The sequence below is a fragment of the Campylobacter helveticus genome (assembly GCF_002080395.1).
Taxonomy (GTDB): Bacteria; Campylobacterota; Campylobacteria; order Campylobacterales; family Campylobacteraceae; genus Campylobacter_D; species Campylobacter_D helveticus.
Genome location: NZ_CP020478.1, coordinates 614,373 through 637,076, shown reverse-complemented (window position 1 = coordinate 637,076; position 22,704 = coordinate 614,373). Strand labels below are relative to the sequence as shown.

The window sequence follows — 22,704 nt, the reverse complement described above, 5'->3', positions numbered from 1 at the left end:
TGTTTATTCTGCTTTAACATCACCACCCCTAACAACTAGTCCTTTTGCATCTATAACAACTTCTACTCCACCCGCTTTGATAATGACAGAATTTTGATTTGCTGTGATAGTAGTTTCCCCAACTTGTATCATTGCTTCATTATCAGCTTTCATTTGATGCGTTGTTTTGGCGTAACTTGTGATGTTGTTAGAAACAAAACTTATGTTTTTATCTCCTTCAAATCCTATGGATTCATTGCTGGTAAAAAGAATATTATCTTTGCTTTTATAATCCATTTCTTTTTCACTTAAAACTTGCATTTTATTGCTAACATTAATGTTATAGTGTCCCCCAACTACCTCTTTTTTATTCCCTTTTACATTTTGCATTGCATCTTTATGAATGATGGTATGAAGATTGTTGCTTATCTCCACCTCTTTATTCTCCCCTACAAATTCCCTTGCATTTTTAGCCACTCTTACTTTATGATCCACTCCCACATTTAAAGTATGACTTAGTCCTACTATCGTATCTTTAGAAAGAGCGACATTGGTTAAATACTCTCCTCCTACATTGACATTTTTAGCTAAGTCTATGGTTTGAGTATGAATCTTTTTAATCCTTTCATTATAAATTCCATCCACTATAGAATCTTTATCATTTAAAATTCTTTGAAAAAAATTATGTTGCACGAGTTCATCATAATCCTTTTGGGCTTTTAAATAGATTTGCTCTTTATCTTTTATATTTGACATAGTGAGTGCATTAAATCCTTCTTCATTTGTGCCTATGGTTTTAGAAGAAAGGGAGGTTTGATGATCATTAAAAGGAAGATTGATAAGGCTTGGATTGGTGTTATTATATAAACTTCCACTCACATAAGGTTGATCTATATCACCATCTAAAAAAGAAACAATGACTTCATCTCCAACTCTTGGAATATGAAAAAATCCTGAATGATTGCTTGCAATAGGGCTTAAGACTCTTAAAAAGGGAGTGTGATGATATGATTGATATGTATGGTTTAATGCATCTTTAGAAGGATTTGTATTAGGATTGTTTTTTGTGTGTGGATTTAAAAGATGATGATCGAATTCTTCTTGATTGGCATAAAGATTCATTCTAACCTTAACCCTTCCATATGCATCAGTATAGATGGTATTTCTCTCACTTTCTATCTCCTTACTTTCTCCTATCACAATTCCTTGGGTGCTATTAAAAGCTTTAGGCTTAACTTTAAAGCTTGGAGTAAAGATACAATGACTTGGCAAAAGTGTGAGAGTATTAGAATAAGATTTGCTTAGTTTTAAATCTTTTAATTCTAAATGATCCTTAGGATTGATAGAATGAGCAAGTAAGGCATCATCAATTAAAATTTGAGTGTTTGCAACAATCCTAAAGTCTTGTTCTAAATCCTTAGAAGAATTTAAAGAATTTGCATACTCTATTTTTACGCTATCATTTAAGCTTAAATGATAAATATTACTTTTTGCATTAAAGCTTTCATTTAAGCTTAAATTTCTTCTTTCTTTAAGAGTGAGCCTCGTCTTTAAATCAGGTTCTTGAGTAAAAGAAACTTCACTCTCATAACAATGCTCATTATAAGAAGCTTGAGAGTTAAGTTCTTGTGTATAAGGTAAATGTGTTTGTAAGGAATAAAGATGCGAAGGATTCTTTGCATTGAAGCTAGAATGGGTAAAAGAATTAGCTCTTAAACTTTGCTCTTTATCCATTTGAGTGATACAAGGTTCGTGAAGAGTATTATTGATATTTGCATTATATTTAAGATGTTTAAGATGAGCTTTTGCATAATGATCGCAAAAATAAATTGTTTGGGCATCTTCATAAAAAAAGATTCCATAATTGTGAGCCAATCTTGTGATGAAAGCTAAATCACTTTCATTGTATTGAGAAATAAGCTCTTTATTAGGATAGGTAAGATGAAGATGAGAAAAATTGATTTCTTTGCTGAGTAAGCCTTGATAAAAATCTAAGGTTTTTTTAATCACTTCTAAGGCATTGGTATGGGTATAAATTCTAGATGCTTTGTTTAAAGAAAGTCTTTTTAAAACAGATTCAAGTTTAAAAGAAAAGAAGTGTTTGGTTTGTAAGGATTTTAAGTGAGAACTTACGAGATGATTGGCACTTTCTTGATTGCTTCCAAGATAATGCATATAAGTGATGATTCCTTTATAGTGTTTCACTTCATTATTATCAAGGTGTAAGGAATTGTTCTCATAAGGAGAATGAATGCTTAAAATCGCTTCTTGGTCCATGAAAGTTTTAGGATGTAAATTGAAATCTTGGCTTAATAGAAAGTCCTCATCTAAACTTTCAAAAAAACCTTCACATTCTATACTAAAAAGTTCTTCAAGGCTTTCTTTGATGATTGCTTTAGTGATTTTAAAAGAAAAAGAAGAATTTAAAATATCAAGTGTAATGAAAGAATTTAAAGCCATATTTAAGTCCTTATGTTCTTATGGGGTTTGCTATGATTAAGAAAGTCAATTATACTCAAATTTCTTTATTTTTTGAAGATGGTGGCGGGATTTTATGTTTTGAATATAGATGCAATAAGAACTTAATAATAAGCTGTTTTAGAAAATTTATTATTGGAAATAAATTAAATTCATTACATAGCAAAGAATTATCTATGTGGGCGATATTCATACCATTTAATTCTCTCAAATCATTACAAAATAAGAATTTAAGCAATATTTAATTTTTATAAAAAATAACTCGTATCTTCATACATTAACTATCGTTTTAATGTGCTATGAATTCATACCCTTTATTCTACTCATTTTTTGTCATTTTTGACTTATTAATTGCATAAGAATTAATGGAATTTTTGAACTTTTTCAAATAAGATTTTTATTTGAAAAAGGGATTTTGTTTTTTTGAGAGTCAGTTTACAAGCATAATGGGCAATTCTACATTAATTTCTAAATAGCTTTTTAAATCCAAAAAGAAAGTTTCAAAGCTTTTAGTCTTTATTGTAGGGATAGGACTTTTTATTTTTTACTATATGCCTTATTCATATTATTTAGAGCTGAGTTATTGGAAATTTAGAAAGATATGTAAATTAAATGAATTACCAAATAATGAAGAAAAGTATAATAAGATACTGGCTTATTTTGATACGGATTTGGATAGTTTAGATTGGAAGGAGTTGAATCATGATACGCAAATAGCTTACAATTCGCGTATCATGATTGATTATAGGGCAAAAACAATTAATTATTCCCCTAATATTCCCAAAAATAAAGGTAGATTAGGTTATAATCATGTTTTTTTATATCCAAATTCTAAAGAAAAATTTTCTAAACAAAAATTACCTTTAATAGGGGTTTTGGCTACTTGGCACACTAAACGCTACTATCCAACAGGTAATGAAGGAAGTATGGATTTCTGGGACGAAAATATTTTAACCTGCATTGATATGGGCGCAGAAATACAATACATTAAGGAGCAATAATGCAAAATAAAATATTAATTAGCAAATTAAGAGACTACGCAGAACTCGCCCAAGCTGCTTATTTTAATTTTGAATTTATTGACAAAAGAAATATTTTTGAACTAAATTCTAAAAAAGAAAAAATCAAAGATGAAAATTATCCTAGAGAATATAAAGAAATCAAAATTAATTTAGAACACGCAATAAGTCAAAAATATCAAGAACAAAAAGTTTTAATCAATTTAGAAAAAGGTAATGATATTTTTACAAAAATGAAAAATGAATCTAATGAAGCTTTAAATCTTGATAAACTCAACGGAGAATTTAGCGAACTCCAAGCTAAAAATTTCTCCCAAAGATATGAAATTAAATTCCATCAGCCAAACACTACTTCAGGTTTTTCTGCTACACTATTTTACGATAAAAAGAAAGGTAAATTTATAGTTGGATTTAGGAAAAAAATATGATGAAACCATTAAGAATTATTTATATTGTTTGGCTAGTGTTTGGAACAATATTAAGTTTGTATGGTTTTTTTTATATGATATTTAGCGATAAAAGTTTTTTAGAAAGTTTTTCATTAGCTATTTTAATTCTTTTAATATTTTCTATTCTTCCATTATTACCTTATTTTTATTACTTGATTTATGACAAAGCGAGAAAAATAAAAAATCTATTTGTTGCTATTTGTTGCTATTTGTTGCTATTTGTTGTTGCTATTTGTTGTTGCTTATTATTACTCGCGATATCGTTATTTACTCAATAGGTGTTGTTATACACATCATAACATTTATTATAATTTATATGGATAAAAAAGATGAAACAAGCAATCAATAACCTCAAAGACTACGCAGAACTTGCTTGGGCAAGTTATTTTAACTTCGACTATATCAAAGAACAAAAAGCTGATGATTATAAAATATCTCAAACAAGGTTTTTTAAGAATAAAGACGATTTAGAAAATTTAGAATATTTTAAAGCATTATATAAAAACTATAATGAGTATTTAATCATCGATGATTCTTTTGTTATTTATCCTAAACTCAACGGAGAATTTAGCGAACTCCAAGCTAAAAATTTCTCTCAAAGATATGAGGTTAAATTCCATCAGCCAAACACTACTTCAGGTTTTTCTGCTACACTATTTTACGATAAAGAGAAAGGTAAATTTGTGGTGGGATTTAGAGGAAAAATATGATGAAAGTGTTAAAATCTTTATATATTATTTGGGTGGTGTTTTGGGGAATCATTTTACTATACGGTTCTTTGTATGCCTATTTTAGCGATATGGAATTTTTTGGCGATATGTTGAAGAGTTCATTTTTTATCTATTCTTATCCATTATTACCATATTTATCATACTTGGTGCTGAAAAAAGTCATCGAGTCTAAAAATATTTTTATTTATTTTTATTTATTTTTATTTATTTTTATTTATTTTTATTTATTTTTATTTATTGCGGGAAGCTTTTTAAACTATATGATAGCACTTGGTATCTATACATTATCTTTTTTAATAATATCTATCAAATTTAGAAGGAAATTTCCTCTCTACTTTTCTCTACTTTTCTCTACTTTTCTCTACTTTTCTCTACTTCTTTTTATTTTATGGTAAGATAAAATGTAAGCTTATTATTTATAGGGATTAAAATGAAAAATAAACTCCAAATCCATAACCTCAAAGACTACGCAGAATTAGCCCAAGCTGCTTATTTTTATTTTGAATTTATTGACAAAAGAAATATTTTTGAACTAAATTCTAAAAAAGAAAAAATCAAAGATGAAAATTATCCTAGAGAATATAAAGAAATCAAAATTAATTTAGAACACGCAATAAGTCAAAAATATCAAGAACAAAAAGTTTTAATCAATTTAGAAAAAGGTAATGATATTTTTACAAAAATGAGAAATGAATCTAATGAAGCTTTAAATCTTGATAAACTCAACGGAGAATTTAGCGAACTCCAAGCTAAAAATTTCTCCCAAAGATATGAGGTTAAATTTCATCAGCCAAACACTGCTTCAGGTTTTTCTGCTACACTATTTTACGATAAAGAGAAAGATAAATTTGTGGTGGGATTTAGGGGAACGGAAATTTCCTTCAAAAACATTAAGACAGATTGGGAAACTATTTTAGACGCAATTCAAGATGCAAATTTAACCTTTGGCAAAGGAGATTTCCAAGCTAATGCTTTAAAGCAATTTTTATTAAATATAGCACCCATTTTAAATGGGATAGATTCAAATAAAATTATCTTTGTAGGACACTCCTTAGGAGGATATTTAGCCCAAATGGCTTTTATTTATTGTGATAAAAAACATAAAGATAAATTATCTTTTAGTCCTAGCGAAGTTTATACCTTTAATGCTCCTAGTATTTATGGTTGGAATTCTCCTAATGTAATTGTAAATCCTAATACCATAAAAATTATGCGAGATATTTTGGGAAAATATACCATAGATATTTCAGAAAAAATCACGCATATTTACGACAATGGATACATTGAACTCATCGCATCAGCTCAATATGGAGCAAATAATGCTTTAGGTATATACACAGGAGAAAACGACCACTCTATAAAGTCTCTTGTTACCACTCTTTATTTTTATACTTATCTTTTAGAACTTAAAGAAAATGAAAACAAAATAATCAAAAATAATTCTTTAAAAGAAAGTTTAGAAAATTTAAATCATTTTATGAAAAATATTGAGATATATACAAAAACTTTTATTACTAAAAATCATAAAATCAATAAAAATGTTTCAAAAAATAATTATGAAGCATTAAATTCTTTTGAATTCTTTCTTTCTCAAATTGCTTTTATAATGCAAGAAAATGAAAATTATACCGATGAAAATTATTCTAGCATTTATCAAAGCTCTATCATCAAGCAAGATGAAATCATAGACTTCATCTTAAAAGCACAAGAAAAAGAATATTATATTTTAATCCTTCATCAAAATGACTTTGATAAATATAGAAAAGACTGCTCTTTTATCAATCAAAAAGACAATTTAGCTTATAAAATCGCTCTTGGAGAATTTAGAATTTTTATCATCGTTGATAAAGATTTAAAATGCCTTGAAAAAATTGATAATATCCATAAAATTTATGGATACAACTCAAAAGCCTATCATATAATCAATCAAATTTGGGATGAATTATATTTAGGCGGAGTTTGTAAAATTTCTCAAGCATTATATTTTAATGGAAAAGCTAAAGTGGATATTGCCTAAGGGAAATGATGATAAGTCAAAATTTTTTATACTCTATCCATAAAGATAAAAAAAGCATCTATTTGCTTTGTGAAGATAAGGCTGTGATTGATTGTCAAAGTATTTATGAAGAACTTTTTAGACTAGAAAAAACAGCGGATTTTACCTTTGAAGAATTTCAAAGCTACACTCCTTCACTCTTTTTTTACTCCACCCTCCTTACAGGCTCCCAAGAACTCCCCAACCATCCTTTCTTCTTTGGAGAATTAGACAAAGAAGGAAACATTAAACAAGAACAACCAAGTTATTACTTTGCCCCTAAAGATGAAACACTTGATAAGGGAAAACTCACTATTTATCTTCATAACCTTACCTTAACACTTTTAAACTACTCTCTTAGTAATGAAAGCTTAAAGATTAAACTTAAACTCACCCATAAAGAAAACATCAAAACACTAGAACAAACAAGATTAACCTTAAATCAAAACAAAGCACTAGAAATAAAAGCCAAACAAAGCAAAGCTTCTTTATATGCTGTGCTTGAAGATGATGTGATTAGATGTCCTCACGGAGGTAAGGTAATCCTTAAATCAAACAAAGGAAAAAGCTTTAAATCAAATGGAGTGCCTTTAATCTTATCTTTACAGGAGAGAAAATATGCGTAAAATAAGCTATGTTATTTTAGGATTCATTGGAATTTTCATTATACTTGTTACTATAAGCCCTATGCTTTTTGCTCTATTGATAGCAATGGGAATTTTAATTATACTTTTTATCAAAATGCCCAAAATAACCTCTATTGTTTTGGGCTTACTTTTGGCTTTAATTATACCTGCGGTGGTAAAAGGCTATTATTATCCTACAAGCTTAAGAGCATTTATACCAAATTTCTTAGATTCTCAGTATAAAGAATTTAAAAAATTTTCACAACAAGAATTGGGCAGAGTGCTTTATGCTAGACCATTAACAGAAATAGAAAAAAATGATTTAAATGAAGATAGCTTTTATGCTAGAACAAATCGATATGGCTTTAAGAATAAAGATGTGGATATGTTTGTGGGCATTGAATTCATATATTTAGCAGAAAGACTTGTATATGTTTATATAAAAGAACTGGGCTATTATGGTGGTTGGAATGAGTGGAAATTTAACTTATTGCTTCTTCCAAATACAATACAAAGAAACTATAATTCAATAGACAGCGTTACAATAAATAACTCTCAAATAATACAAAACAAAGAGATGATAGGCAGTTTAAAAAGAGATAAAAATTGTGAAAATTGCATTTATATTGTGTTTGAAAGGTTATTAGATAAACCAAATGATTTTATTAAGCTAAACAAGGACTACAATTATGATTTTGTGTTTGAAAGCTCATTGGATGAACTAAATTATCTTAATAATTTAGAGAAGGGATATAGATATTTTAAAACTCAAGGAACTTAATAATGATTTTTAATTACAAATACTCTCTTGGAATCTATGTTAATGATTGGGGTTTTGCAATGGGTAGCGAAGGAAACCCTCATGTGTTCTTAGGACTAAAAAGAGAGAAAGTGCAATGTAGCAATATGCAAACAAAAATACAAGAAAATTTGTATCAACATTATTTAAAACATAATATGCTAGAACAAGCCAATCAATGTAAAATTAATATAGATAAAATGCGATGTTTTATAGATGAAAATACTCTTTTTGATTTACAACAAGAATTAAGTAAAAAATACGAATATTATTTTGATGAAAGTGATGAATTTAAAGCTTGGATAGATACTGAGTTAGATAAGACAAAAGTAAATGATAAAGATTTTAATGAAATATTACGAAAAGAATTTAATGATAATTTTACTTTTCTTAGGCAATGCTATGCAGATATTACAGAGCCGTTTTTTATTTGGGTAAAAAATATCAAAAATATAGGTAATGATTACCTGAAAAATGAAATGAGCTTTGATGAATTTGAAAATTTATTTAATGAGTTTGCAAAGTCTTCATATAGCAATTTAGATTCTATTGAAGGATTTTTTGGATTTGGACCTTATAAAACAAGTTTATTTAATAATTATCAAAAAAATCAACATAACACAGGTGGTAAGGTCTTTCAAAATAATCATTGGAATGATAAATTTGAAGAAAAAAAGCAAAATATAGATAGTAAGAATAAAGAAGAATTGAAAAATCAATCTTTGCCTAGAATACCACGAAATCAAGATGACAAAGACTTTTTTATGTATAGTCCAGAACATCATCTTACAACAATGCGACCTTTAAAAACATTTCAAAAATGTTTTAGCAAGGTTATCGAAATAAATCAAAATGAATATGAGAAAATAGCTAAACAAATTCTCTTTCACACCCTTTTATCAAGTAATGATATAAGACAAAGCTCAAAAATTTTTAGCAATCAAAGAAATATATTTAAAGATTATAAAGTAGTAGGCAATTCTTGTGTAGATTTTGTGATGGATAAGCTTCAATTAATAGGAGCAAGTAAATTCGACAAATCGGTAGCTATTACCCCTTATGACATTATTTGCCATATTCAAAATATGAAACCTAATTATTACAATAACCAAAAAGACACCTACAAAAATCCACTTTCTAAAAATGATGCGATTTTTCTTTTGCTTTATGATGTGGAACTTTTTTACCAAAATTATTCTATTTTATGTAGTATAGATCCAACTTGGGATTGTGAACAAGGATTAAAATCTTATAGTCAATATTGCGAATTTCTTTTACAAAGCAATCTTTTAAACGACACCAGACTCAATCGTCTTACAAATCATATTAGCAATAATCAACTAAAAGCTTTTCCAAGAAATATAGAAATACAAGCAATAGAAGATGATGTTGCTATGCGTTTAAATACTCATTTTTGTATAGCTTCTTATTTTCAAGATAGATTAAAATATATACCTAATTTGCAAACAAAAATAAGTTTAATTATATATGACAAAAAAGACAAACAATATCTTAAAGCCGATTCTCAAAGCCAGTTTGTTTTTGATAAATTTATCTATGATAAAAATATCCCTAGTCATAATATTTCTTTATGGTATGAGCAGCCTATACTTTTTGAAAAAAATCCTCATCCTTTGGCAATACAAATACAAGAAAATATCTTTGATAAATATCCAAAGTATTTCGCTCAAAATATTATAGGGGAGCAAAAAGATTATGGGGATTATAGAGACTTTTTGCAACAAGGGCAAACAAACAATGTCTAGTGTGTTTATTGAAAGAAAAAATGAGGCAATATTAGATGTCTTAGAATTAGAGAATCAAGGTTATACTGATATACATTTTAAAGGTTTTCACCTCCAAGGCTCCCAAGAACTCCCCAACCATCCTTTCTTCTTTGGAGAATTAGACAAAGAAGGAAACATTAAACAAGAACAACCAAGTTATTACTTTGCCCCTAAAGATGAAACACTTGATAAGGGAAAACTCACTATTTATCTTCATAACCTTACCTTAACACTTTTAAACTACTCTCTTAGTAATGAAAGCTTAAAGATTAAACTTAAACTCACCCATAAAGAAAACATCAAAACACTAGAACAAACAAGATTAACCTTAAATCAAAACAAAGCACTAGAAATAAAAGCCAAACAAAGCAAAGCTTCTTTATATGCTGTGCTTGAAGATGATGTGATTAGATGTCCTCACGGAGGTAAGGTAATCCTTAAATCAAACAAAGGAAAAAGCTTTAAATCAAATGGAGTGCCTTTAATCTTGGAAAGTGATTATTTAAATTCAAAGATACAAGGCTGTTCTCATACCATAGCAGGGGTGAGTGTTCCTTGCACTCGTGTTGTCAATGTTAAAGGTTCTTTATCTCAAAAGAAAGTTAATGATGAATTTGTTATCTTGCAAGAATTAGTGAGTAATTCAATCACAAATCAAGGCTTTGCTTTAAAGTGTGTGCCTAAGCTCAATCAATTTATTTTTGATCATAGTTTTAATCCTTTAGAGGGATTAGAACAACAAAGCAAAAGCTTAACAAAACTTCAAGAGCCTATGATAAGATTGCATTATAAAAGTGATAGATTTCAAAAAGATAATTTACCCATCTATAGGTTTAGTTTAAATGATAATCCAAGACAAGAAAATGAACCTTTAACACAACTCAATTTAGAAAAAGAAATCTTAGAAATCAAAGACAAAGAACAAGAAAATTCACAAAACACTCTAACCCTCTTAGAAAGTCTAAAGAATGAATTTAAAAAAGAGATGCTTTTTAAACAAATCAAACTTAAAATTGATACTAATCTGATTTATATTTATTTTATAATCCCTCAAAGCATTCCTAAAATTTACAAAGAAGCCTATGAAAACTATAAGGATAAAGACTATGGGATAGGAGAATTTAAGCAACTTCATTCTTATACAAATATCAAAGCTTTAAAACTAAGTCAAGAAGAAGTTAAAGATAAAATGCCAAATTATACTGAATATATTTTTGCTTTTATGACTCCTTATAAGGCAAAAAAGATAAAATTTGAATTTGCTTTAGGGATAGATGAATGTATCCGTAAAGAAGATGAAAAAGAAAAGAAAAGAGTTAGTGAGATTGTAGTGGTGAATGGAGGATTTGATGTTGATTGGTGATATGATAATGCTTAGGGTGAAAAATTTCTCTCAAAGATATGAAATTAAATTCCATCAGCCAAACACTACTTCAGGTTTTTCTGCTACACTATTTTACGATAAAGAGAAAGGTAAATTTGTGGTGGGGTTTAGGAAAAAAATATGATGAAACCATTAAGAATTATTTATATTATTTGGCTAGTGTTTGGAACAATATTAAGTTTGTATGGTTTTTTTTATATGATATTTAGCGATAAAAGTTTTTTAGAAAGTTTTTCATTAGCTATTTTAATTCTTTTAATATTTTCTATTCTTCCACTACTACCCTATTTTTATTACTTGATTTATGACAAAGCGAGAAAAATAAAAAATCTATTTGTTGCTATTTGTTGCTATTTGTTGTTGCTTATTATTACTCGCGATATCGTTATTTACTCAATAGGTGTTGTTATACACATCATAACATTTATTATAATTTATATGGATAAAAAAGATGAAACAAGCAATCAATAACCTCAAAGACTACGCAGAATTAGGAATGGCAGCTTACGGTTACTTTAACTTGATAAAGCATTTAGAATTAGTTATTTAGGATATTAAATTGAAAAAAATATTTTATGGTTTTTTAATTTTTATAGCTTTAGGGATATTTTACTATACGCCTTATTCTTTTTATTTAGAGCCAAGTTATTGGGAGTTTAGAAAACTATGTAAGTTAAATGAGCTACCTAATAATGAAGAGAAGTATAATAAAATTTTGGGATATTTTGGGAAAAGTCTGGGTGATATTGATGATTTTCGACATCTAAAAGAAGATGCTAGGATAGACATATGGCTTTATATTTACTATTACGATGTTTATAAAATTCCTTCAAATTTTCAAGAAAGGATAGAAATAGACAATCTTGCATTAAAACCAAGAAATATACAAATGTCTTTACAAAATATTATTGATATGCGTGTAAGCCCACATTGGCATAATAGAAGATATGTATTAAGTGGTCATGAAGGAAATATGGATTTTAGCTTAACAGACGACAAACTTGCTTGTGGCAATCTTTATAAATAATTTAAGGATACAAATGGAAAATAGAAAGATGATAAAAAAGCTCAGAGATAACGCAGAATTAGCTCAAGCTAGTTATGGGCATTTTGATTTGGTAACAAATAATAAGGATTCTTTTATTAAAATTAAAGACAAGACTATAGAAGGCAGTTTGTCTAATAAGTGTATTGCTCAAACCGATATATTGGACTTGACTTATAAAGATTACGAAGTATATCAATACGACTTATTTTTTAAGAAAGAAATTACTATCGGCAAACTCAAAGGCGACTTTTCACCAACCCAAGCCAAACAATTCTTTTCCCGCTATGATTTATTAAAACATTGCCCTAATACAAATTCAGGTTTTTCTGCAACTTTATTTGGAGAAAAAAGAAAACAAAAGAATACAGAATCTAAAGAGATTAGCTATACAAGTGAATACGGCTATATCAATTATATTTTAGCCATTAGAGGAACAGAAATAAGTTCTTTCAAAGATTTGTTTGTAGCTGATGCTTCTTTGGCTGTGGGTTCTGTACCTAAAGCACAATATGAAGATATGATAAACTTTTATGAAGCTTGTATTAAAGATTATCCACAAATCAAAGAAAAAGATTCTCTTAACATTACAGGACACTCTCTAGGTGGAGCTCTAGCTCAAATACTTACTTTAAGTTTATGTGATGATAAAAATAGAAATAATATTAAAGCTTTATATACTTTTAATGCGCCTGGAGCTAGAAAGATAATACCTCCTTATGATTATATAGTAAAACTCTTTGTATTTCATAGCAAAGAACAACAAGAAAGATTTATAAAAGAAGAAATAAAAAATATAGCAAATAGAGCAAGAGATTTAGGCAAGGATAATGCTTTCTTAGAAAGTAAGATACAAGAGATATTACATAAGATAATCCAAGAAAAACAAAGTCAATACTATGGGATAATAATGAGTGTTTCTACTAATACAACGATGATGGCACTCAATATTAATGCTACTCCTATTTTAGCAGATATTGCACCATATTATAGACAACTTGCTTATAATTATTGGCAATATTTTAAAGAAGATAGGAGAGCACCTCAAAATTTTAAACTTAAAGGAGATGAAAGATATATATATAAACTCTCAATTCAAGATTCTATCTATCATTGTGAATCAAGTAATAATGAATATAAAAACGAATGGTATATAGGCTCTCCTATATCAAAACTAGGGATTAAGCTAGGATTACACCAAGACAATCAATATGGCGATACAACATTGCTTCATACAATCAATACAAGCTCCGGAATGACAGGAGACCACTCCATTATCCCCCTTACTCAAACTCTTTATTTTTATACTTATCTTTTAGAACTTAAAGAAAATGAAAACAAAATAATCAAAAATAATTCTTTAAAAGAAAGTTTAGAAAATTTAAATCATTTTATGAAAAATATTGAGATATATACAAAAACTTTTATTACTAAAAATCATAAAATCAATAAAAATGTTTCAAAAAATAATTATGAAGCATTAAATTCTTTTGAATTCTTTCTTTCTCAAATTGCTTTTATAATGCAAGAAAATGAAAATTATACCGATGAAAATTATTCTAGCATTTATCAAAGCTCTATCATCAAGCAAGATGAAATCATAGACTTCATCTTAAAAGCACAAGAAAAAGAATATTATATTTTAATCCTTCATCAAAATGACTTTGATAAATATAGAAAAGACTGCTCTTTTATCAATCAAAAAGACAATTTAGCTTATAAAATCGCTCTTGGAGAATTTAGAATTTTTATCATCGTTGATAAAGATTTAAAATGCCTTGAAAAAATTGATAATATCCATAAAATTTATGGATACAACTCAAAAGCCTATCATATAATCAATCAAATTTGGGATGAATTATATTTAGGCGGAGTTTGTAAAATTTCTCAAGCATTATATTTTAATGGAAAAGCTAAAGTGGATATTGCCTAAGGGAAATGATGATAAGTCAAAATTTTTTATACTCTATCCATAAAGATAAAAAAAGCATCTATTTGCTTTGTGAAGATAAGGCTGTGATTGATTGTCAAAGTATTTATGAAGAACTTTTTAGACTAGAAAAAACAGCGGATTTTACCTTTGAAGAATTTCAAAGCTACACTCCTTCACTCTTTTTTTACTCCACCCTCCTTACAGGCTCCCAAGAACTCCCCAACCATCCTTTCTTCTTTGGAGAATTAGACAAAGAAGGAAACATTAAACAAGAACAACCAAGTTATTACTTTGCCCCTAAAGATGAAACACTTGATAAGGGAAAACTCACTATTTATCTTCATAACCTTACCTTAACACTTTTAAACTACTCTCTTAGTAATGAAAGCTTAAAGATTAAACTTAAACTCACCCATAAAGAAAACATCAAAACACTAGAACAAACAAGATTAACCTTAAATCAAAACAAAGCACTAGAAATAAAAGCCAAACAAAGCAAAGCTTCTTTATATGCTGTGCTTGAAGATGATGTGATTAGATGTCCTCACGGAGGTAAGGTAATCCTTAAATCAAACAAAGGAAAAAGCTTTAAATCAAATGGAGTGCCTTTAATCTTGGAAAGTGATTATTTAAATTCAAAGATACAAGGCTGTTCTCATACCATAGCAGGGGTGAGTGTTCCTTGCACTCGTGTTGTCAATGTTAAAGGTTCTTTATCTCAAAAGAAAGTTAATGATGAATTTGTTATCTTGCAAGAATTAGTGAGTAATTCAATCACAAATCAAGGCTTTGCTTTACATAGTTGAAATTATAATTTGATAAGATACTATTAAATTTGTGCGTTGCATTTTGGAGACATTATGAATGAAGGTGATTTTTTTCAAACTTTAGGGCTTGATCATATAAATGCAGAAACAAGCAACGATAAAATAATTCAAGAAACTAATTTTTACGACCATTCGATACTTTCCACAAAATTAGAGTGTTGCTACAATGAATTTAAATACTATAAGGAAAACGGCAATGAAGTGGCAGCACTTGGCTGGGCGGTGAGCTACAATTTGCAATTTTTGTGGCAAAATAGTCCCAAGATGGATACTATACAAAACTATCAACTCTCCATAAAGCAAGATAAGCCTAGCAATGAACAAAAACTAAAAGAGATACAAAATTTCTTACAAAGCAAGGGCATAGAGCCTCTTGTTTTACACTATACCCCATATCCAACAAACTTAGAGGAAAAAGATAAAAAGATTGGTCAAAATTTCAGCCCTTATGAATTAAGAAAAAGAGCTGAATTATATTCTTATAATGCAGGATATAATGAAAATCTTATTAGAGAAGAAAAGCGTCTTATTAGATTTTATACCACACTAGATTGGGATAAGTTTTATATGCAATTTCCTTTGTTAAAAGATAATGAAAAAATTTTTTTTAAAGATATGATTTATACGAATAAATTTAAAAAACAAATAGAAAATATTTTATTCGCTCCACAAAATGCAAAAATTTTGCATAATTTATCTAGTGGCGAATATGATTTTTATTTTGCCATTGATATACGAGAAAACAGAAGTAATGAAAATGCAAAATCTTATCTTTTAAGTAAGGGGGAAACTCCTTTTGGATACAAACTTACAAAGTATTGTAAGCCTTTCGAAATAGATAATTTAAACTGCCAAACTTTTAGCGTTACGGATAGTTTTTTTATGAATAAGGCTTTTGAGTATCTAAAATATAGTTTTTCAAATCAAATGTCATATAAAACCTTACAAAATGACTTTAGAACCTTATCTTTACTTGAAAAATTTACTTTATTTCATCCAAATAACTTTGCCATACATCAATCAAATCAAACATATAACAAAGTTCAAATGAATTTTCAAAAAAATTTAGCTCTTTATGCTTGCAGTGGAAAGTTTTCAATAAATTATGTACCTATAAATATAACAATAAAAAAGGATGAAAGCCATCGCATTTCTTTTAGAGTTAATGAAATATTTGCTTATGTTTATGATAGCTTTGATTTTTTAGACCAATCGCACGAATTTGATGATAATGGTAATATTATTAAACTTGGACAGCCTGTCGGGGCTTGGGATTTTAATGAAAAGAGTTTTAGCATATGGGGTTCTATAAGACAAATGGATACTTATAAGAGTATTGAATACTTGGGCTATGCGATACCAAATATAACGATAGAAGATGTTTTGCAAGCTAAAAAAACAAATCGATACTATATTTATAATCAAGATTATCAAGACTATCAAAAATTCACTCCTTATGGTTTGGACTTTAGGGTATTTAGTGATAATTTTATAAAAAAAATTGATTTTACAAATGAACCTATCCACCACAATCTTTGAAAAAGGTTTTTGATGGAAATAGCTTATTTTAGTTTTATTTATGGGATTTTTTGGATTATTGCAGGAATTTTTCATAATTCTTTGTTATGGAGTTGTTATTTTATATTTATATATTTGGCTTTTTATGTATGCAATAACTTTATTTGTAAAAATATTTTGTATGATAAAAAATTTGCTTTATACTATGCACTAGGTGTTTTTCTTCCATTTGTTGCATTTGAATGTCTAATAGGTTCAAGTATCAACCTTGATAGTTTTTATTTTCAAAAATTTACATATATGGCTTTTCCATTCTCTCCTTACGATAAAGAAGAAATTATGGCTATTTACGATGATAATCATCCTGCAAATATGAGCCAAAAAGAAGCCTTGCTTAATATTTTATTGATCCATATGCAGTCTAGTCTTTTTGCTTTTTTACCAGCTTATATTGTTTTTTCTTTATTGTCTATATATATAATTAAAAATTTTTCGCAAATAAAAATTGCAAATACAATAAGAACTCTCAAGCCTATATTCATAGCCGCTATACTCGCTTTTGCTACCATTTTGCCTTTTATTATTCCTGAACTTTTTGAAAGAGAAATATTTTTTTTATTTTTCACTTTGATACTTGCAATACCATTTTATTTTATAAGCTTCATAGTATATTTATTTATAATAAGCAAAATCTATCAAAAGCAAAATTCAAAAATAAATTTAAAAATAAAATCTCACAAAACTTATACCATTTTTATTTTTGGTTGTTTAATGAGTATTATTTTGCTATCTGTGCCTTTACTTACTTTATTAGAATTTCCTAGTAGGCAAGATTTTGAAAATATTTTGAATCATTAAGGGAAAAATATGCAAGATAAATCTTACTCATCGCGTTTTAAAGAAATTTCATTTGATGAAATAAATTCTTTGACAAAAACTTCTAAAATGGCTTATTTGTATTGTCTTTATACTTGCAATGAATTAATTGCTGTTGATATAAAAGGGGAGCCTCTTATCAATGAAATTTCACGAAAAAATCATTTCAATTACAAATCTACTTTTTTCAAAATTTTTTGTTTGTATCAAGATTCTTTAAATACTCCCTACCTAAACGCCCGAAAATCTTTATATAAAACTATGATGATTTTAAAAAATGAGAAAGAGCAAAAACTTAGGAAATTTTATGAAAAATATAATCAAACTAATATTATCAATCAAAAAGAGCTAGAGTTTGCTTTTAGAAATTTAAATCATGAAAAAAATTTTTACAACAAACCTACCAACACAATCTTTCTTTCTTCTCAAAACACAAATCATAAAATCATCTTCCTAGACAAAATCAATCTTAAAAATTTACAATCTAATACTAGCAATACTTCTTTCATTTCTATGTCCAACCTTATCCATATCTATGATAATCATTGCGATATCTTCACTAAAGATAAAACTTGCATAGACATAAAAGACTTAGAGGAAGAGTATGGTATAAATTTAAAAGAACTTGATACAAGAATATTTTTTTACTCCACCCTCCTTACAGGCTCCCAAGAACTCCCCAACCATCCTTTCTTCTTTGGAGAATTAGACAAAGAAGGAAACATTAAACAAGAACAACCAAGTTATTACTTTGCCCCTAAAGATGAAACACTTGATAAGGGAAAACTCACTATTTATCTTCATAACCTTACCTTAACACTTTTAAACTACTCTCTTAGTAATGAAAGCTTAAAGATTAAACTTAAACTCACCCATAAAGAAAACATCAAAACACTAGAACAAACAAGATTAACCTTAAATCAAAACAAAGCACTAGAAATAAAAGCCAAACAAAGCAAAGCTTCTTTATATGCTGTGCTTGAAGATGATGTGATTAGATGTCCTCACGGAGGTAAGGTAATCCTTAAATCAAACAAAGGAAAAAGCTTTAAATCAAATGGAGTGCCTTTAATCTTGGAAAGTGATTATTTAAATTCAAAGATACAAGGCTGTTCTCATACCATAGCAGGGGTGAGTGTTCCTTGCACTCGTGTTGTCAATGTTAAAGGTTCTTTATCTCAAAAGAAAGTTAATGATGAATTTGTTATCTTGCAAGAATTAGTGAGTAATTCAATCACAAATCAAGGCTTTGCTTTAAAGTGTGTGCCTAAGCTCAATCAATTTATTTTTGATCATAGTTTTAATCCTTTAGAGGGATTAGAACAACAAAGCAAAAGCTTAACAAAACTTCAAGAGCCTATGATAAGATTGCATTATAAAAGTGATAGATTTCAAAAAGATAATTTACCCATCTATAATCTTTTAATCAATAATGAAAGAAAAGAGCAAGATAAAGCTTTAAGTGAATTAAATATTCTCCAAAAAGATTTAAGAGATATAGAGGACATTAATCTTCTTAATCAATTCAAACAAGACTTTAGTAAAGATTATGAATTTAAAGAACTAAACCTTAGCCTTGACACAAATTTAATTAAGCTTTATTTTATCATCCCAAAAAACATTGCTAAAATTCATAAAGATGCTTATAAAGAATTTGAAAACAAAAATCTAGGAGCAGGATATTTTAAACAATTACATACATATGATAAAATCATTAAAAATACTTTAGAAGATAATAAAGAATTAATGACATATCATTTTTGTTTTTTAACTCCTGCTAAAATGCACAATCTAAAACTTCAAATTGCAAAAGGACTAGATGAAATCTTAGAAGATGAAGATAGAAAGCAAGGGGTTTTTGTTTGTAAATTTGTGGTGGTAAATGGGATTGAAATGTGAAAATAAAAAATTTTACTTTAATTTCGTCAAGTCATAACTTAGAAATCGAGCTAAAAAATCTTACAAAAAATGCTAATAAAATTATTTTTATATGCAACGATTTTGATGGATATAATAAAGCTAATAATTCTTTATATAAAATTTTGCGTGATATTCAATATGATTTCAAAAAAACTTTTAAAATTATATATTTAAATCAAACCGATAAAGATGAAATCACAAAAGAACAAAATTTATCTAGTATTAAAAAAATCATCTATAACAATTTAAAGCTTTTAAATAATGCAATCAATCAAAATGAAAATAAAACACTGAATAAAATTATTAATGAAAATAATGAAAAAAATATCGAAAATTTTTTAAAAGAAATTCAAAAAGAATTAAATGTATTGCTAAAAAGCATTAAGGAATCTAATTATTTTGAACAAGAGATAAAACCAAGGATACAAGTTGCCCTAGATACACTTTTTAATACACTTTTAAAAAATATCGCCCAATCTAATGATGATGAATATAAGCAAATTATTAGAGCTATAGCAAAATTTTTTATCAATATATTAGATTCTATAATCAATCTTAAAAAGCCCATTTCTTTAATCAAAAAAAATCCTTATGTTTTTGTCGCAAATACATTGTTTGAGGCTTATAATTCTTACTCCGAGTATGAAGAGTATAAGGAAAAAAAATATTATTATGATTTTGCTTATCCGCTTTTAGAACTTATCACTAGCAAACTTTATCCTATTATTGCTTTATGTAATGAAGAAATTTTATCCGATGTATTAATTATAGACGATAAAATATTATTAGATTTTTCATCTTATATTAACGCACCTTCTATTAGTCTTTATAAAAATAGCTTTTATAAAGTTATTTTAGATGAAAAATTTCAAGGCATTTTTGATAATTTTTTAGAAAAAAATCAAAATTTTGAAAATGAAAAATTAGACAACACGCTTTTGGTTAATTCTAGTTTAAATAATCCTGATACAACACTAAAAAAAGCTATCAATTTAAAGATTGTTGCACTTAATCATTTCTTTTATGCAGAATATCCTGATTTAAATTCTTCAATGCTAGTAGAAATGATTCTGGATAAAAAAAATACCAATCAAATCAATACAACCAAAATGGGCAAAAACTATTTATTTATTACTAATCCATCACAACTTAATAATGCTGGGCTTTGCGAGGACTTATATCAAAAAAAATTAGGAGCAAAAATAAAAAATCGTCCTAAAGCTCTTACAAAAAATGAAAAGCTTGAATTAAAAGAAAAATTTCCTAGCAAAAGAGATTATGGTTCTTACTTTATAGAAAGAGATATTAAAAATGAAGATGATTTTATATTACAGCTTTGTCCTTTTGTAAAGCTTGATAAAGAATTTTATCAAAACCATAAAAATCTTGGATATTTAAAAATTGAGAGTATGCATTACCTTAATAGCTTTTTTAAATTACCCAAAGAACTTGAAGAAATTAGTGAAAAAGAAAAAGAAAAAGTAGAAGAATATATAGAACTTTTTAATGATTATTTTGACGATATGAATAAAAGCTTAGCTCCATATTCAGTTCAAAATTTATACGAATATTCCACCTTGCATTTGTTTTTAGCAACTTGTGCTTTATATATTTTTCAAAAAGAATTTGAAGAATATAAGTATGAAATATACTCTGATAGAGGATTATGTTATTACCAAGCACTTAGTCTTAATCACATTAATAAATTAAAAGTTATTTTTTTAGAATCTTATATTATGCTTGATAATGAAAAAAAATATATTTTCATCAATAAAGAATTAGATTTACAAGCAGATAAAGAAAATAGAATAAGTGAAGTCATTTATTTAGATGAATTAGCTAAAGATATGTTTGAAAATGATTTTGAAGAAGAGAATCGAACTTATGTAAATTTTTTAAATACCTTAAATGAAAGCTTTGATGATAAGATTGAATTTGAAGAAAATATACAAACAAACAAAACCCTTCCTTCAAAAAAAGATTTAGATAAAAGTATTCAAGATATTATGCTTAATAATGAACTTGCGAAATTATCCTTAGATATTACTTTTTTTAGCATTATTAATCAACTTTTTCCTTTTACAGAATTTTTTATGAGTCAGCCTGATTTTTTTAAAAAAATGATTTTATTTTTTGCAGATTCAAGCTTTGATAAAAAGCATTATGGTAATAAATTATTTTCTAGTTTTAAAGCACATTTTTTTAAAGAACTAGGGATATTTTATGCGCTTAATCCTAAAGGGCGTTTTATAAAAATTAACCCGAAAAGCAAAAAGCCACTCAATAAACTTTTTTTATATCAAATAGGAACAAATTATTATTATTTTAATCAATTAGAATATGCAAGTGAATTAAAAAAATCAAAAAGTTTTTCAAGATTAGATAAAGCCAAACAAATTCATCTGATATCAAAAGCAAAAAAGCAATTAGCGCTCGATTTTTCCATTAAAATGGGTAAAAATTTAAGTGCAGATATATTAAAAAATTTAGCAAGTTCTTTGATTGATACGCTTTTACCTACAAATTATGGAAGATTAAAAATTTTATATGAAAAACTAATGTATGAAAAATTTACTTACAATTATGATTTTCCTTTAGCCGTAAAAAAAGAAGAATACTTAACCTATCCTTTATTGATAAATTCTAGATTTATGAGTTTTGATTTATCTCAATTTATTTTTGGCTCTTTATTATGCACGGGTGGGCTTAACTACTATCCTAGTATTGCTTGTGCTACGACTTCAAGTGAAGCTAGAGAATTTACTTTAAGAAGGCTTTTATCTTATATCATTTTAGATGAAAAAAGAAGTGCTTTTATGGAAGATAAAATCAATGAAGGCAAATACATCTTAAATGACATGGAATTTTTTGAAAAAAATTATATAGAACTTAGAAATTGTAACATATACAAGCTAGAAAATTTTCAAAAAAAAGAAGAGTATAAAACACAAAATCCTAAAATAAAGCAACATCCTATCTTAGCTTATAATGATACTATACAAATTTTATACGAATATGCAAATGGAATTTATAATACTACCCAAGATGAAAAAGGTAATTTCATAGAAGATAGGCAAAAGGCAAGAAGATTGATGGAAAATTTAGAAGCCATAGGACAACATAATTTGGAAGTGATGTATAGGGGGATAAGCAATGAAGATGTTAATAATGAAAGAAAAAACGAAAATGATGATGAAGAAAGCGATGATACTAATAAATCCCAAGATTATTCTAATAAGTTTATAGGCAGACTAGCTACAACTATCATTATGGAAGATGGTTTATATATAGGATGAAA

Annotated in this window: 19 protein-coding genes; 18 read left to right on the top strand and 1 reads right to left on the bottom strand. The window is 27.4% G+C overall.

The annotated features are described in order from the left end of the window. Positions 1 to 3: 3 nt before the first annotated feature. Positions 4 to 2,439, bottom strand: a complete 2,436-nt coding sequence (locus CHELV3228_RS03355; protein ID WP_082199535.1) for a type VI secretion system Vgr family protein — start codon at positions 2,437 to 2,439, stop codon at positions 4 to 6. A gap of 536 nt (positions 2,440 to 2,975) precedes the next feature. Here CHELV3228_RS03355 and CHELV3228_RS03350 point away from each other — a divergent pair. The 18 genes from CHELV3228_RS03350 to CHELV3228_RS03255 all read left to right on the top strand — a co-directional run bounded on the left by CHELV3228_RS03350 (position 2,976) and on the right by CHELV3228_RS03255 (position 22,702). Further along, the gene (locus CHELV3228_RS03350) at positions 2,976 to 3,458 is read left to right on the top strand and encodes a hypothetical protein (protein ID WP_425266402.1); all 483 of its coding nucleotides are present in this window, start codon (positions 2,976 to 2,978) and stop codon (positions 3,456 to 3,458) included. Continuing rightward, a complete protein-coding gene (locus CHELV3228_RS03345) occupies positions 3,458 to 3,904 on the top strand; it encodes a hypothetical protein (protein ID WP_082199534.1) in 447 nt (148 codons plus the stop codon). The genes CHELV3228_RS03350 and CHELV3228_RS03345 overlap by 1 nt, the downstream gene beginning before the upstream one ends. A 350-nt stretch (positions 3,905 to 4,254) precedes the next feature. Further along, positions 4,255 to 4,635 carry a hypothetical protein gene (locus tag CHELV3228_RS03335; RefSeq protein ID WP_082199533.1) on the top strand — a complete coding sequence of 127 codons (381 nt, stop codon included), beginning with the start codon at positions 4,255 to 4,257 and terminating at the stop codon, positions 4,633 to 4,635. Beyond that, positions 4,632 to 5,051, top strand: a complete 420-nt coding sequence (locus CHELV3228_RS10235; RefSeq protein ID WP_167562788.1) for a hypothetical protein — start codon at positions 4,632 to 4,634, stop codon at positions 5,049 to 5,051. Before CHELV3228_RS03335 ends, CHELV3228_RS10235 begins: the two co-directional genes overlap by 4 nt. A 35-nt stretch (positions 5,052 to 5,086) precedes the next feature. Beyond that, on the top strand, positions 5,087 to 6,673 hold the full coding sequence (locus tag CHELV3228_RS03325) for a lipase family protein (RefSeq protein WP_082199532.1): 1,587 nt from the start codon (positions 5,087 to 5,089) through the stop codon (positions 6,671 to 6,673). A gap of 8 nt (positions 6,674 to 6,681) precedes the next feature. Further along, positions 6,682 to 7,317: a hypothetical protein gene (locus CHELV3228_RS10360; RefSeq protein WP_174900348.1), complete on the top strand. Its 636-nt coding sequence runs from the start codon at positions 6,682 to 6,684 to the stop codon at positions 7,315 to 7,317. Continuing rightward, positions 7,310 to 8,098, top strand: coding sequence for a hypothetical protein (locus CHELV3228_RS03315; RefSeq protein ID WP_082199531.1), 789 nt, complete (start codon positions 7,310 to 7,312; stop codon positions 8,096 to 8,098). Before CHELV3228_RS10360 ends, CHELV3228_RS03315 begins: the two co-directional genes overlap by 8 nt. A gap of 2 nt (positions 8,099 to 8,100) precedes the next feature. Continuing rightward, positions 8,101 to 9,882 (top strand): hypothetical protein, encoded by a 1,782-nt coding sequence (locus CHELV3228_RS03310; protein ID WP_082199530.1) that lies wholly within the window; start codon positions 8,101 to 8,103, stop codon positions 9,880 to 9,882. Continuing rightward, complete coding sequence (locus CHELV3228_RS03305) at positions 9,875 to 11,266, top strand: hypothetical protein (protein WP_082199529.1); 1,392 nt, start codon at positions 9,875 to 9,877, stop codon at positions 11,264 to 11,266. Before CHELV3228_RS03310 ends, CHELV3228_RS03305 begins: the two co-directional genes overlap by 8 nt. Beyond that, complete coding sequence (locus CHELV3228_RS10230; protein ID WP_167562774.1) at positions 11,253 to 11,411, top strand: hypothetical protein; 159 nt, start codon at positions 11,253 to 11,255, stop codon at positions 11,409 to 11,411. The genes CHELV3228_RS03305 and CHELV3228_RS10230 overlap by 14 nt, the downstream gene beginning before the upstream one ends. Beyond that, positions 11,408 to 11,758 carry a hypothetical protein gene (locus CHELV3228_RS10225; protein ID WP_167562787.1) on the top strand — a complete coding sequence of 117 codons (351 nt, stop codon included), beginning with the start codon at positions 11,408 to 11,410 and terminating at the stop codon, positions 11,756 to 11,758. The genes CHELV3228_RS10230 and CHELV3228_RS10225 overlap by 4 nt, the downstream gene beginning before the upstream one ends. Before the next feature lie 88 nt (positions 11,759 to 11,846). After that, on the top strand, positions 11,847 to 12,314 hold the full coding sequence (locus tag CHELV3228_RS10015; protein ID WP_115588753.1) for a hypothetical protein: 468 nt from the start codon (positions 11,847 to 11,849) through the stop codon (positions 12,312 to 12,314). Between the two features lie 13 nt (positions 12,315 to 12,327). Next, positions 12,328 to 14,265 (top strand): lipase family protein, encoded by a 1,938-nt coding sequence (locus CHELV3228_RS10470; RefSeq protein ID WP_244289601.1) that lies wholly within the window; start codon positions 12,328 to 12,330, stop codon positions 14,263 to 14,265. Between the two features lie 8 nt (positions 14,266 to 14,273). Further along, positions 14,274 to 15,071 carry a hypothetical protein gene (locus CHELV3228_RS03275; protein WP_082199528.1) on the top strand — a complete coding sequence of 266 codons (798 nt, stop codon included), beginning with the start codon at positions 14,274 to 14,276 and terminating at the stop codon, positions 15,069 to 15,071. Between the two features lie 54 nt (positions 15,072 to 15,125). Beyond that, positions 15,126 to 16,631, top strand: coding sequence for a DUF6402 family protein (locus CHELV3228_RS03270; RefSeq protein ID WP_082199527.1), 1,506 nt, complete (start codon positions 15,126 to 15,128; stop codon positions 16,629 to 16,631). A gap of 12 nt (positions 16,632 to 16,643) precedes the next feature. Next, entirely contained in the window at positions 16,644 to 17,468 is an 825-nt protein-coding gene (locus CHELV3228_RS03265) for a hypothetical protein (protein ID WP_082199526.1), read from the top strand. A gap of 9 nt (positions 17,469 to 17,477) precedes the next feature. Further along, a complete protein-coding gene (locus tag CHELV3228_RS10355; RefSeq protein WP_174900347.1) occupies positions 17,478 to 19,385 on the top strand; it encodes a hypothetical protein in 1,908 nt (635 codons plus the stop codon). Further along, complete coding sequence (locus CHELV3228_RS03255; RefSeq protein WP_082199525.1) at positions 19,382 to 22,702, top strand: hypothetical protein; 3,321 nt, start codon at positions 19,382 to 19,384, stop codon at positions 22,700 to 22,702. Before CHELV3228_RS10355 ends, CHELV3228_RS03255 begins: the two co-directional genes overlap by 4 nt. Positions 22,703 to 22,704 lie beyond the last annotated feature (2 nt).